The 12,951-nt window shown below is 66.8% G+C and carries 14 protein-coding genes; 2 read left to right on the plus strand and 12 right to left on the minus strand.

All coding sequences use genetic code 11. The features are described from left to right. Positions 1-63 precede the first annotated feature (63 nt). Positions 64-1,389 (minus strand): MFS transporter, encoded by a 1,326-nt coding sequence (locus ACF8O7_RS12300; RefSeq protein WP_016445594.1) that lies wholly within the window; start codon positions 1,387-1,389, stop codon positions 64-66. Positions 1,390-1,688: 299 nt separating this feature from the next. Here ACF8O7_RS12300 and ACF8O7_RS12305 point away from each other — a divergent pair, with 299 nt between their 5' ends. Beyond that, the gene (locus ACF8O7_RS12305; RefSeq protein WP_034364763.1) at positions 1,689-2,840 is read left to right on the plus strand and encodes a S1C family serine protease; all 1,152 of its coding nucleotides are present in this window, start codon (positions 1,689-1,691) and stop codon (positions 2,838-2,840) included. Positions 2,841-2,910: 70 nt separating this feature from the next. On the opposite strand, the gene ACF8O7_RS12310 is transcribed toward ACF8O7_RS12305, so the two are convergent. Next, the gene (locus tag ACF8O7_RS12310) at positions 2,911-3,813 is read right to left on the minus strand and encodes a D-hexose-6-phosphate mutarotase (RefSeq protein WP_227472463.1); all 903 of its coding nucleotides are present in this window, start codon (positions 3,811-3,813) and stop codon (positions 2,911-2,913) included. 85 nt (positions 3,814-3,898) lie between these two features. On the opposite strand from ACF8O7_RS12310, the gene ACF8O7_RS12315 reads away from it, so the two are divergent. Continuing rightward, positions 3,899-5,083, plus strand: coding sequence for a spherulation-specific family 4 protein (locus ACF8O7_RS12315; protein WP_034364765.1), 1,185 nt, complete (start codon positions 3,899-3,901; stop codon positions 5,081-5,083). Positions 5,084-5,168: 85 nt separating this feature from the next. On the opposite strand, the gene hisA is transcribed toward ACF8O7_RS12315, so the two are convergent. From hisA to ACF8O7_RS12365, 10 genes are all read right to left on the minus strand, one after another. Further along, a complete protein-coding gene (hisA, locus tag ACF8O7_RS12320; RefSeq protein WP_016445590.1) occupies positions 5,169-5,909 on the minus strand; it encodes a 1-(5-phosphoribosyl)-5-[(5-phosphoribosylamino)methylideneamino]imidazole-4-carboxamide isomerase in 741 nt (246 codons plus the stop codon). A 61-nt stretch (positions 5,910-5,970) separates the two neighbouring features. Continuing rightward, on the minus strand, positions 5,971-6,639 hold the full coding sequence (gene hisH / locus ACF8O7_RS12325; RefSeq protein ID WP_126310909.1) for an imidazole glycerol phosphate synthase subunit HisH: 669 nt from the start codon (positions 6,637-6,639) through the stop codon (positions 5,971-5,973). An 81-nt stretch (positions 6,640-6,720) separates the two neighbouring features. Continuing rightward, on the minus strand, positions 6,721-7,326 hold the full coding sequence (hisB, locus tag ACF8O7_RS12330; RefSeq protein ID WP_016445588.1) for an imidazoleglycerol-phosphate dehydratase HisB: 606 nt from the start codon (positions 7,324-7,326) through the stop codon (positions 6,721-6,723). Continuing rightward, on the minus strand, positions 7,323-8,447 hold the full coding sequence (gene hisC / locus ACF8O7_RS12335; RefSeq protein WP_017405474.1) for a histidinol-phosphate transaminase: 1,125 nt from the start codon (positions 8,445-8,447) through the stop codon (positions 7,323-7,325). Before hisC ends, hisB begins: the two co-directional genes overlap by 4 nt. A gap of 53 nt (positions 8,448-8,500) precedes the next feature. Further along, entirely contained in the window at positions 8,501-8,938 is a 438-nt protein-coding gene (locus ACF8O7_RS12340) for a PIN domain-containing protein (RefSeq protein ID WP_016445586.1), read from the minus strand. Further along, positions 8,935-9,240 carry a hypothetical protein gene (locus tag ACF8O7_RS12345; RefSeq protein ID WP_174538854.1) on the minus strand — a complete coding sequence of 102 codons (306 nt, stop codon included), beginning with the start codon at positions 9,238-9,240 and terminating at the stop codon, positions 8,935-8,937. Before ACF8O7_RS12345 ends, ACF8O7_RS12340 begins: the two co-directional genes overlap by 4 nt. A 77-nt stretch (positions 9,241-9,317) precedes the next feature. Continuing rightward, entirely contained in the window at positions 9,318-10,634 is a 1,317-nt protein-coding gene (gene hisD / locus ACF8O7_RS12350) for a histidinol dehydrogenase (protein WP_034364866.1), read from the minus strand. Between the two features lie 13 nt (positions 10,635-10,647). Continuing rightward, positions 10,648-11,292, minus strand: a complete 645-nt coding sequence (hisG, locus tag ACF8O7_RS12355) for an ATP phosphoribosyltransferase (RefSeq protein ID WP_017405470.1) — start codon at positions 11,290-11,292, stop codon at positions 10,648-10,650. Next, entirely contained in the window at positions 11,289-12,557 is a 1,269-nt protein-coding gene (gene murA, locus ACF8O7_RS12360) for a UDP-N-acetylglucosamine 1-carboxyvinyltransferase (protein WP_016445582.1), read from the minus strand. The genes hisG and murA overlap by 4 nt, the downstream gene beginning before the upstream one ends. A 104-nt stretch (positions 12,558-12,661) precedes the next feature. After that, entirely contained in the window at positions 12,662-12,910 is a 249-nt protein-coding gene (locus ACF8O7_RS12365; RefSeq protein ID WP_012207326.1) for a BolA family protein, read from the minus strand. Positions 12,911-12,951 lie beyond the last annotated feature (41 nt).

The raw sequence follows: 12,951 nt of genomic DNA on the forward strand, positions 1-12,951 counted from the left end.
TCAGCGATCCATGCGGCGCCCAGGAAAAAGGGCAGCCATGCTGCCCTCATTCCACTGCCAAGCTCAGCCGCGCCTGGGTTGCCAACCACGGCAGGCCAGGGGCCAGAAGCCGATGGCCGCGCCCAGGATGCCCATGGCCGCCACATAGTGCGCAGGCGCCATCACATCAACCTGCTGCCACACGGACACCAGCATGGGCGTCATGCCGCCGAACACCGCATAGGCCATGTTGTATGCAAAGGACAGGCCCGTGAAACGCACCTCGGCCGGGAAAGCGCGCACGCCCACCACCGGCAGCAGCGCAATGCTGCCCACGAAAAAGCCCACCAGCGCATAGCTCCACACCAGCGAGGACGCCGTGCCCGGCAGGTTCAGATAGAACGCATAGGCCGTCACCGTCATGCCCAGCCAGCCCGTGACCATGGCCACACGCGTGCCCATCCGGTCGGACAGCCAGCCCCAGAACACGCAGCCCAGCGTCAGCGTCACCGTGGCCACGGCATTGGCCTTCATGGCCAGGGCCGCGTCGATGTGGAAGACCTTTTGCAGATAGGCCGGAGTGAACAGCACCACCACCACGATGGCCGTGGACAGCACCCAGGTCATCAGCGCCACCAGCACGCAGGCCTGGCGGTGGTCGCGCACGATGGTCTTGAGCGGCAGTTCGCGGTCGGCCTGCTTGCGCGCCATCAGCTCCTGGAAGATGGGTGTCTCGTGCAGGAACTTGCGCAGGTAGACCGACACCAGGCCGAACACGCCGCCCAGGATGAAGGGCATGCGCCAGGCCCAGTCGTGGATCTCCTCGGCGCTGTAGGTGCTGTTGAGCCAGACACCGATGATGGAGCCCAGGAAAATGCCGCCCGTGATGCCCGAAGTCAGCGAGCCGATGGCAAAGCCGTAGTGGCGCGCCGGCGCATGCTCGGCCACGAAGACCCAGGCGCCCGGCATCTCGCCGCCAATAGCCGCGCCCTGCAGCACGCGCATGGCCAGCAGCAAAATCGGCGCGGCAATGCCGATGGAGGCATAGGTGGGCAGCAGGCCGATCACCAGCGTGGGCACGGCCATCAGGAAGATGGACAGCGTGAACATCTTCTTGCGGCCCAGGATGTCGCCAAAGTGCGCAATCAGAATGCCGCCGATGGGCCGGGCCAGGTAGCCCGCCGCAAAAATGCCCAGCGTCTGCAGCTGGCGCAGCCAGTCCGGCATCTCGGCCGGGAAGAACAGCTTGCCGATGACATTGGCGAAGAAAACGAAAACGACGAAGTCGTAGAACTCCAGGGTGCCCCCCAGGGCCGACAGGCCCAGGGTCTTGTAGTCCTGTCGGTTGAGAGGACGTGCGGTCGCAACAGCAGGGGCCATGCCCGGCTGCGCTTGGTCAAGCGTAGTCATGGTTTTTTTCCAGGGATCGAACAGCAGGACGGCGCGGTGGATGCCACGGCAACGGATGGGCGTGCGGCGGCAGATCGTTCTGCAAGACTTCGGGATCGGAGGACTTGGCTCTCTCTTGGGGCCGGCTTGTGAGCCGGCGCAACAGCGAACGCGGCGTGGCGCAGTCGTCGGGGGATTCTAGGGTTTGTACTGTAGCTGTGTGGGGAGCGCGGCTTTGGTGCTCGCCCGCCGGCCCACCGCCCCGCTCACGACATGCCTCACAATGGGGCCTTGTACTCCCGCACAGAACACCACACTTCATGAAACGCACCTGGCTGCTGTTTTCGCAGGCTGTCACCATCCTGGTGGCTGCCTACTTCGTCGTTGCCACCCTGCAGCCGGACTGGCTGCGCCGCGGCGCCGTGCGCAGCAACGCGGGCATTGCGTTGCTGGAGGCGCCGGCCACGCCCGTCGGAGAAGTCAGCCCGGGCAGCTTTGCACCTGCGGCCAAGAAGGCAGCGCCGGCCGTGGTGAGCATCAACACCAGCAAGGCGGTACGGCATCCGCGCAGCAACGATCCGTGGTTCCAGTTCTTCTTCGGCGACCAGGGCACGCAGGAGCAGGCAGGCCTGGGCAGCGGCGTGATCATCAGCCCGGACGGCTACATCCTGACCAACAACCATGTGGTCGAGGGCGCCGATGACATCGAGGTCACGCTGACCGACAGCCGCCAGGCCAAGGCCCAGGTGATCGGTACCGATCCCGAGACCGACCTGGCCGTGCTCAAGATCGCCCTGGACAAGCTGCCCGTCATCGTTCTGGGCAATTCCGACCAGATCGACGTGGGCGACCGCGTGCTGGCCATCGGCAACCCCTTCGGCGTGGGCCAGACGGTGACCAGCGGCATCGTCAGTGCCCTGGGCCGCAGCCAGCTGGGCATCAATACCTTCGAGAACTTCATCCAGACCGATGCGGCCATCAACCCCGGCAATTCGGGCGGCGCGCTGGTGGATGCCAGCGGCAATCTGCTGGGCATCAATACCGCCATCTATTCGCGCTCGGGCGGCAGCATGGGCATCGGCTTTGCGATTCCCGTGTCCACGGCCAAGCTGGTGCTGGACGGCATCGTCAAGGACGGCCGCGTGGTGCGCGGCTGGATCGGCGTGGAGCCCAATGAGCTGTCGCCGGAGCTGGCAGAGACCTTTGGCGTGAAGGCCGACTCCGGCGTGATCATCACCGGCGTGCTGCAGGCAGGCCCCGCTGCCCAGGCCGGCATGCGCCCGGGCGATGTGATCGTGCAGGTGGGCGACAAGCCCATCCGCAATGTGTCCGAGCTGCTGACCGCCGTGGCCGCGCTCAAGCCCGGCGAGGCCGCGAAATTCGATGTGCGCCGGGGCGAAGGCCCCGTGGAGCTGCAGATCACCCCGGGCCTGCGCCCTTCGCAGTCGGCACAGCGCATGCAGCGCCGCTGACCCGGCCCCCCGCCCCAACGAAAAAAGCGCCTGTTCACAGGCGCTTTTTCATTGCAGGGCCGGTGCTGAGCTACAGCTTGTGCAGGCGCTGGGCCGCGCGCCATTGCGCGCCGGGCGCCACATGCACGGGCGCATCGATGGCGGCGGCCTCCACGCACAGCATCTGCCGCCACCCCTGCGGCGGCATGTCGGGCAGACGTTCACACAGCGCGGGGCCGGGGTTCCAGACCACAGTCTCGCTCCAGGCGGCATCCTGCGAGATCCGCAAGCCGCCGCCAAGTGCGGCCAGCTCCATGGCGTTCCCGGGCCGGGGGTAGACGCGATCGAGCTCTTCGCCAAAGCGCACGTCACCGTGCTGCGTGGGATGGGTGTCGGCCACGGCATCCCAGTAAGGCAGGCCGTCAAGGCCTTGCAGCCGGCATTGCTCCACGTCCGCCACGCGCAGGTAGCTGTGCAAGGCGGCAGTGAAAGCCAAAGGCGTGTCGCCCCGGTTGTGCACTACCAGCTCCACGTCAAGCCGGCCGGGCAACAGCGTCACCTCCAGCCAGGTCTCGAAGGAATGCGGCCAGACGGCGCGCGTCTGCGGCGTGTCGGCGAGCCTGAGCCGCAGGAACAAGCCATCGCCGGCAAGAACCTCGGCCTGTGCTGCATCAGCCTGCCACGGCAGGGTGCGCGCAAAGCCGTGCTTGACCAGCGGGCCGCGTTGGTTGAACTGGGGAAAGCAGACCGGAATGCCGCCGCGTATGGGTGTGTGGCCGTCATGGGCGGCATGAGGGCTCAGGAACAGTTGCTCCTCGCCACCTGCCTGCCAGGACAGCAGTTGCGCCCCCTGCAAGGCCACCAGGGCAGCATCGCCGCAGGCCAGGCGCAGGCGGATGGCGGGCAGGCCCTGCCATGCATCAGCGCAGGCGCCGGGAGCTTGCGCGGCCGCAGGTAAAGCTGTTACTGCGGGAAAGGAAGATGTAACTTTCATGCTTGAATATAGCCTTTCCCCCGCCCAGCCTTCCTCTGTCATGCAACGCTCCCACGCTCCCTCTCCTCTTGTCCTGCGACTCGGCATGCTCGCCCTGGCCGCCTCCTTGGCTTCCTGCGGCGGAGGCGGTGGTGGTGACAGCAGCGCTGGCGGCGGCACCGGGGGCGATGGCGGCGGCACCGGCCAGCCCGGAGTGACCTCGGTCACCGTGCAATGGACGGCCCCTGCCGCCAGGGATGTGGTGACTGCAGGCTCGGCACTGACCCTGCGCGCAGGTGTTCTCGCAGATGGCGTGAATGCCGCCGATGGAACCGTGGTGAGCTTCAGCGCAGCCACAGGCGTCAGCACCTCGGCGCTGACCAGCTCCGGCGTGGCAACTGCCTCCCTGACCGGCGCCATGCCGGGCCGCCAGCAGGTGCAGGCCAGCGCCACCGTGGGAAGCCGCACGGGCAGCGCTTCGCAGACCTTCTATCTGCGCCCGGCTCCTGCGCCGCTGCGGGTGCTGGTGCCTGCGTATTTCTATCCCACGGGCGCGGGGGCCACGGCCTGGAATGCGCTGACGGCCAGCGCACAGGCGAATCCGACCGTGCAGATGACGGCCATCCTGAACCCGGCCAACGGCATTTTCAGTGGCCCGGATGCGAACATCACGCGCGCCGCAACCGCTTTTGCCAACGCGGGCGGGCAGTTGGTGGGCTATGTGAGCTCCAGCTATGGCACGGGCACGAGATCGCTGGCCAGCATCCAGACCAATATCGACAACTATTTCACGCACTACGGCGCAGGCCTGGTCAAGGGCTTCTTCATTGACGAGATGGCGGCCACCGCCAACCGGCTGGACTTCTACCGCAGCATCTACCAGTACATCAAGGCCAAGAATCCCGACCTGATCGTGATCGGCAATCCGGGCCTCGTGCCCGTGGCCGGTTATGCCGATGTGGCCGATGTGCTGACCACGTTCGAGGGCAAGGGCTCCACGTACGCCACCTACGATCCGCGCACGACCAGTTTCGATTGGCTGTACGGGCTGGCCAATAGCCACCAGGCCTCGCTGGTGCACAACGTGTCGGGCTGCGCGGCCATGCAGACGGCCGTGCAGTCGGCCGCCTCGGCACGCTACCAGGCGGGATGGATCTATGTGACCCAGCTGGAGTTCGAGCCCAGCACCGGCGTGGGCAACCCCTGGGCCGGGCTGCCGAATTACTGGGATGCCTTTGTGCAGACCGTGCGCGCCACCAATGCCGGGCAAGCCCTTCCCGCCTGCTCGTAGAGGCCGCTTGAAACCCCGGCGCTGAATGCAGCGCGGGCGCCTGTCAGGGACAGGCGCCCGCGAATATCGAGAAGGCGCAGGCCGCTCAGGCCGTGAGTTCGTCGGCGCGAGCCTGCGCTGCGGCGAAGTCGAGATCGCCCGAGTAGATGGCGCGACCGCAGATCACGCCCTCGATGCCTTCGTCCTCGACCTTGCACAGCGCCTCGATGTCGGCCATGCCCGCCAGGCCACCCGAGGCGATGACGGGGATCTTCAGCGATTGGGCAAGATTGACGGTGGCATCGATGTTGATGCCCGTGAGCATGCCGTCGCGGCCGATGTCGGTGTAGATGATGGACTCCACGCCCCAGTCCTCGAAGCGCTTGGCCACCGAGTGCACGTCCTGGCCCGTGAGCTTGCTCCAGCCGTCGATGGCGACCTTGCCGTCCTTGGCGTCGAGTCCGACGATCACATGGCCGCCGAAGGCGCTGCAGGCGTCCTGCAGAAAGCCGGGGTTCTTCACGGCAGCGGTGCCGATGATCACGTAGCTGATGCCGGCATCTATGTATTTCTCGATGGTGTCCAGGTCACGGATGCCTCCGCCGAGCTGCACCGGAATCCGGCCGTCCACCTCTTTGAGGATGGCCTTGATGGCCGCAAGGTTCTTGGGCTGGCCCGCAAACGCGCCATTGAGGTCCACCAGGTGCAGGCGGCGCGCGCCGGCGTCGAGCCAGCGGCGGGCGATGATGGCCGGGTCTTCGCCGAACGTGGTCGACTGGTCCATATCACCCTGGATGAGGCGTACGCAGTGGCCGTCCTTGAGGTCGATGGCAGGAATGAGCAGCATGATGGTTTGCGAGCAATGAAGGCCTGGGATTCAGCGGCCGGTGCGGGGAAGAAAAGGGGATTCAGGGCTTCCAGCCCAGAAAGTTGCGGAACAGGGCCAGGCCCTGGTCAGCGCTTTTTTCGGGGTGAAACTGCGTGGCGAAAATATTATCGCGCGCGATGGCGCAGGCAAAGCGCCTGCCGTAGTCAGCCTGCGCAGCGCAATGCTGCGGCTGCTGCACCACGGCATAGAAACTGTGCACGAAGTAGTAGAAGCTGTCTTCGGGAATTCCACGCCACAGCGGGTGGGCATGGCCGGCGTTGTGCGTCTGGTGCACGCGGTTCCAGCCCATCTGCGGAACCTTGAAGCGGCTGCCATCGGCCTGGGTGCGGCCCGCCAGATCGAACTTGCGCACGTTGCCGGGGATGAGGCCCAGGCCGGGCACGTCACCCTCGTCGCTGTGGTCCAGCAGCATCTGCATGCCCACGCAGACGCCGAACAGGGGCTTGTTGGCAGCGGCATGCAGCACGGCTTCCTGCAGGCCGGATTCGCGCAGCTCGCGCATGCAGTCGGGCATGGCGCCCTGGCCCGGCAGCACGACGCGGTCGGCGGCCAGGACCACCTCGGGATCGGAGGTCACAACGACCTGCCAGCCGGAATCGGCGGCGGCCGTGCGCACGGCCTGTGAAACCGAGCGCAGATTGCCCATGCCGTAATCGACGACGGCGACGGTGTTGTCAGTCAAACTCATAGCGTGTGGCGCGTGTTCTGTCGGATTTTCGGCGGGATTGCCCGGTCAGATCAAGTTCTGGCCGATGCCAATCGCTTCTCTTTACAGAGCGCCCTTGGTCGAGGGGATGACGCCGGCCATGCGCTCGTCATGCTCCAGCGCAAAGCGCAGGGCGCGTGCGAAGGCCTTGAAGATGGTCTCGCACTGGTGGTGGGCATTGAAGCCCTTGAGGTTGTCGATGTGCAGGGTCACGCCCGCATGGTTGACGAAGCCCTGGAAGAATTCGTAGACCAGCTGGGTGTCGAGCTGGCCGATGCTGCCGGCCGTGAATTTCACGTCCATGTGCAGCCCGGGACGGCCCGAGAAATCGATGACCACGCGGCTCAGGGCCTCGTCCAGCGGCACATAGGCGTGGCCGTAGCGGCGGATGCCCTTCTTGTCGCCCACGGCCTTGGCGAAGGCCTGGCCCAGGGTGATGCCGATGTCCTCCACCGTGTGGTGGCCGTCGATGTGCAGGTCGCCCTCGCACTCGATGTCCAGGTCGATCAGGCCGTGGCGCGCGATCTGGTCGAGCATGTGATCCAGAAAGCCGATGCCCGAGTGCAGGCTGGCCTTGCCCGTGCCGTCCAGGTTGATGGCGACCTTGATCCGGGTCTCGGCGGTGTTGCGCTGCACTTCGGCGGTGCGTGCGGGGACTGCATTGCTCATAGGGATTCCTTCAGGGCCGCCAGCATCTGGGCGTTTTCTTCGTGGGTGCCCACGGTCAGGCGCAGGCAATTGGCCAGCAGCGGGTGCATGGCACTGACGTTCTTCACCAGCACGCCCCGGGCCTTCATCTCGGCCTGGGCACGCGCGGCATCGCGCACGCGCAGCAAGACCATGTTGGCCTCGGATGGCCAGATCTTTTCCACACCCGGCAGCGCGGTCAGCGCGTCGATCAGCGGCTGGCGCTCGGCGCGGATGGCCACGGCCTGCTGCGCATACAGCGCCTCGTGCTCCAGCGCGAAGATGGCCGTCTCGCAGTTGAGCACGCTGATGTTGTAGGGCGGGCGCACCTTGTCGATCTCGCCGACGATGGCGGCCGGGCCGATCAGGTAGCCCAGGCGCGCACCGGCCAGGCCGAACTTGCTGAGCGTGCGCATCAGCAGCACATGGGCGTTGCGGGCCGGGTCGGCGCGCATGTTCTCTGCCCAGCTGCGGCGGGCGAAGGGCTGGTAGGCCTCGTCCATGACGACCAGGCCGCCGATGGCGCCGACCGCGTCGATCACGGCCTGCACATCGGCCTCGGCCCAGAGCGTGGCCGTGGGATTGTTGGGATAGGCGATATAGGTGATGGCGGGGCGGTGCTCGGCAATGGCGGCGCGCATGGCGGGCACGTCCAGCTCGAAGTCGGCCGTCAGGTCGACCCCCACAAAGTCCAGGCCCTGCAGCCTGGCGCTCATGGGATACATGACGAAGCCCGGCATGGGCGCCAGCATGGTGGCGCGGCCCTCGGCGTGGGGCTGGGCACAGGCCAGGGCCAGCAGCGTGATGATCTCGTCCGAGCCATTGCCCAGCAGGACGGCGCTGCCGGCCGGCGCCTGCGCGTAGCGGGCCAGCATGTCCTTGAGCACTTCCTGGCGCTCGCCAGGGTAGCGGTTGATCTCCAGCCGGCCCAGGCGCTCGCCCAGCGCGGCCTGCAGCTCGGGTGGCAGTCGGAAGGGGTTCTCCATCGTGTCCATCTTGAGCAGGCCTTGCGAGGGCTGCACATGGTAGGCATGCATGGAGCGGACATCGGCGCGGATGCGCTCCAGGGCCAGGGCCTGAACCTGCGGAATGGAAGCTGTCATGGCATGCACACTTTCACGAGTCAGTGGGGGAAGAAATCCATCAGCGAAGCCGCTCAGGCCTGCTGCTGCGGCGGCGCCTGGTGCAGCGGGTGCACCATGGCGACGCCGCCAAACTGGGCGCCGTGCGGCAGGTGCAGGGTCAGCATCTGCTCGCAGCCGCTGTGCTGGGCACAGGCCACGGCCAGACAGTCGCCAAAGGCCAGCTGGTGGCGCGATTGCACGGCCCAGGCGGTCTCCAGCGTGGCGGCATCGGTCTTCCAGGGCGTCCAGGTCTGGTAGCGGCGGATGGCGGCGCGCGCATCGCCCTGCGGCAAAGGCTGGGCGGCCGTGGTGACCTGTTCATAGAACTCGCACAGCGACTGGCTGCCGGTGCGCCCGCTGCGCGTGCGCCACAGCAGGTCCAGCCACTGCAGCACGGCGGCATGCAAGGCGCCCTGCCCCGTGTCTTCGGCAGCGACCAGCACGGAGGTATCGACGAAGACGGTGTTCATGCCTGGCCCTCGCGGCGCAGCGCGGCACTGCGCTGGGCGGGCTGCGTGGATGACGGCTGGCCGCCGTCCCAGCCGCGCTCGTCGGTGCGCCAGGCCAGGTAGGCGCGCTCGTAGGCGTCCTCGCGGCGCTGCATCTCGGCCATGAAGTCGCCCACCATGCGCGAGACGCTGGTGCCGCGGCGCGCGGCCTCGATGCGCGCCCATTCGAGCACGCTGTCTTCGACGGTGATGGTGAGGTTCTTCACAGGGTGCAAGTCTACACGAAATTCGTGCTCCACTGATTTCGTGTCGATTCTTGACATACTTGCTCTAGCGTTCAGGCAGCAAAAAGCGCCGCCCCTTTCGGTGACGGCGCCTTCGTCCAATAGGAAGCGAGTGTCTACTTCAGGCGCATTTCGGCCGCGCGCGCATGGCCTTGCAGGCCTTCGCCATGCGCCAGCACCGAGGCGATGCGGCCCAGGGTCTGGGCGCCCTGCTCGCTGACCTCGATGAGGCTGGATCGTTTCTGGAAGTCATAGACCCCCAGCGGCGAGGAAAAGCGCGCCGTGCCGCTGGTGGGCAGCACATGGTTGGGGCCGGCACAGTAGTCGCCCAGGCTTTCGCTGGTGTAGGCCCCCAGGAAGATGGCGCCTGCATGGCGCAGCAGCGGCTCCCACTGGTGGGGATCGTTGCTGGAGACTTCCAGGTGCTCTGGCGCGATGCGGTTGCTGATGGCGCAGGCCTCCTGCATGTCGCGCGTGAGGATGAGGGCACCCCGGTCGCTCAGGCTCTTGGCGATGATGGCGCGCCGCGGCATCTCGGGCAGCAGGCGGTCGATCTCGCGCTGGACGGCGGCGATGTAGTCGGCATCCGGGCACAGCAGGATGCTCTGCGCCAGCTCGTCATGCTCGGCCTGGCTGAACAGGTCCATGGCCACCCAGTCGGGCGGCGTGCTGCCGTCGGCCAGCACCAGGATTTCACTGGGGCCGGCAATCATGTCGATGCCCACGGTGCCGAACACCCGCTTCTTGGCGCTGGCCACATAGGCATTGCCGGGGCCGGTGATCTTGTCCACCTTGGGGATGGTGGCCGTGCCGTAGGCCAGGGCCGCCACGGCCTGGGCACCGCCGATGGTGAAGCCGCGCGTGACGCCCGCCACATAGGCGGCAGCCAGCACCAGGGCATTCTTCTCGCCGCGCGGCGTGGGCACGACCATGATGATTTCCTGCACGCCAGCCACGTGGGCGGGAATGGCATTCATCAGCACGCTGGACGGATAGGCCGCCTTGCCGCCGGGCACATAGATGCCCACGCGGTCCAGCGGCGTGACCTTCTGGCCCAGCAGGGTGCCATCGGCGTCGCGGTAGCTCCAGCTCTCGCCGCTGGCGCGCTTTTGTGCCTCGTGGTAGGTGCGCACGCGCTGGGCGGCGGCCGTCAGCGCATCGCGCTGCTCATCGCCCAGGCTGTCGAAGGCGGCCTTGAGCTCGGCCTGCGTCAGCTCCAGCGCTGCCATGCCGTCCACCTGCAATCCGTCGAAGCGCGCCGTGTACTCCAGCACGGCCGCATCGCCGCGCTTTTGCACATCGGCCAGGATGTCGGCCACGCGCTGCTCGATGGCCGCGTCCGTGTCCGCCGACCAATGCAGGCGCTGCGCAAAATCGTGTTCGAAGTTGGCGTCAAGCGTGGACAGGCGGGCGGGAGCGGCTTGGTATTCCATGGTGCAGAGGGCTTCAGTCTTGGGGAATGGCCGATGCGAAGGCATCGATGATCTTGCGCAGAGGGGCCTGCTTGAGCTTGAGCGAGGCCTGGTTGACCACCAGGCGCGAGCTGATCTCCATGATGGGCTCGACCTCGACCAGGTCATTGGCCCTGAGCGTGTTGCCGGTGGACACCAGGTCGACGATGGCGTCGGCCATGCCGGTCAGCGGGGCCAGTTCCATGGAGCCGTAGAGCTTGACCATGTCCACGTGCACGCCCTTGGTGGCGAAGAAGTTGCGCGCGATCTCGGGATACTTGGTGGCGATGCGCAGACGGGCGCCCTGCTTGACGGCCAGCGCGTAGTCGAAGCCGTTGCGCACGGCGACGCTGACGCGGCAGCGCGCGATCTTCAGGTCCAGGGGCTGGTACAGGCCCTGGGCACCATGCTCGATCAGGGAGTCCAGGCCGGCCACGCCGAGGTCGGCGCCGCCGTACTGCACGTAGACCGGCACGTCGGAGGCGCGCACCAGCACCACGCGCACGTGGCTCTGGTTGGTCTCGAAGATCAGCTTGCGCGACTTTTCAATGTCTTCGGTGACCGAGATGCCGGCAGCGGCCAGCAGCGGCACGGTTTCGTCGTAGATGCGGCCCTTGGACAGGGCAATCGTGATGGTCATTGGGAAACTCTTTCGATGTCGGCACCCAGGCCGCGCAGCTTGTCTTCCATGCGATCGTAGCCGCGGTCCAGATGATAGATGCGATCGACCAGGGTCTCGCCCTTGGCCACGAGGCCGGCGATGACCAGGCTGGCCGAAGCGCGCAGGTCGGTGGCCATGACGGCCGCGCCCGACAGCGACTGGCTGCCGGTGATGGTGGCCACGCGTCCGTCGGTGGTGATCTGCGCGCCCAGGCGCAGCATCTCGTCGACGTGCATGAAGCGGTTCTCGAAGATGGTCTCGGTGACCATGCTGCAGCCTTCGGCCACCAGGTTCAGCGCCATGAACTGCGCCTGCATGTCGGTGGGAAAGCCCGGGTACTCGGTGGTGCGGAAACTCTGGGCCTTGAGCTTGCCGGCAGCGCGCACGCGGATGCCGCCCTCCTCGGCGGACACTTCGGCCCCAGCGTCCTTGAGCTTGTCGATGACCGCGCCCAGGTGGTCGGCACGGCCATTGCGCAGCAGCGCCTCGCCGCCCGTGGCCGCCACGGCGCACAGGAAGGTGCCGGCCTCGATGCGGTCGGCCACCACCTGGTGCTCGCAGCCGCTCAGCCGCTCCACACCCTGGATGACGATGCGGCTGGTGCCGTGCCCTTCGATCCTTGCGCCCATCTTGATGAGCATTTCGGCCAGGTCGCCGATCTCGGGCTCCATGGCGGCGTTTTCCAGCACCGTCTCGCCTTCGGCCAGCACGGCGGCCATCAGGAAGTTCTCGGTGCCCGTGACCGTCACCATGTCGGTGGTGATGCGGGCGCCCTGCAGGCGCTTGAGATGCCCGGGCAGGCACGCGTGCATGTAGCCGTTCTCGACAACGATCTCGGCACCCATGGCCTGCAGGCCCTTGATGTGCTGGTCCACGGGGCGCGAGCCGATGGCGCAGCCGCCGGGCAGCGAGACGCGGGCCTGGCCGAATCGGGCCAGCAGCGGGCCCAGGGCCAGGACCGAGGCGCGCATGGTCTTGACCAGTTCGTAGGGTGCCTCGGGGTTGGACAGCGAGCCGGCGTGGATGCGCACGGTGCCGCTGTCATCGTGCTCGGCGCCGACACCCATGTTGCGGATGAGCTTGAGCATGGTGGCCACGTCCTGCAGACGCGGCACATTGCGCAGGGTGACGGGCTCGGACGACAGCAGCGCGGCGCACAGCTCGGGCAGGGCGGCATTCTTGGCGCCGGAGACCGTCACCTCGCCATGCAGCGCTCGGCCACCGCGAATCAGGAGTTTGTCCATGGCTGACAGACTTGAATCTGGAAATCGGGAAAAAGGAGATGCCGCACGGGCCGTATCGACCAGTTGCGGCAGAAAGTCTGAGGCGTCGTGACCGGGCTGTGCGCTCAGGCCTGGCCGGCCTGGGCAGCCCACTCGGCGGGCGTGTAGGTCTTCATGGACAGCGCATGGACCTCGTCGGTATGCATGCGCTGGCCCAGCGTGGCGTAGACCAGGCGCTGGCGCTGCAGCAGGCGCTGGCCCTCGAATTGGGCCGAGACGATGGTGGCAAACCAGTGCCGTCCGTCGCCTTCCAGCGCAATGTGTTCGCAAGGCAGGCCGGTGGCGATCAGTTCCTTGAGTTGGTCTGCAGTCATGGGGAAGCTTTCCTGCCATGCATCGCGGCATGGCCTTGGTT

The organism is Delftia sp. WSY_16, assembly GCF_043104415.1.
In the GTDB taxonomy this organism is placed as follows: Bacteria; Pseudomonadota; Gammaproteobacteria; order Burkholderiales; family Burkholderiaceae_C; genus Comamonas; species Comamonas tsuruhatensis.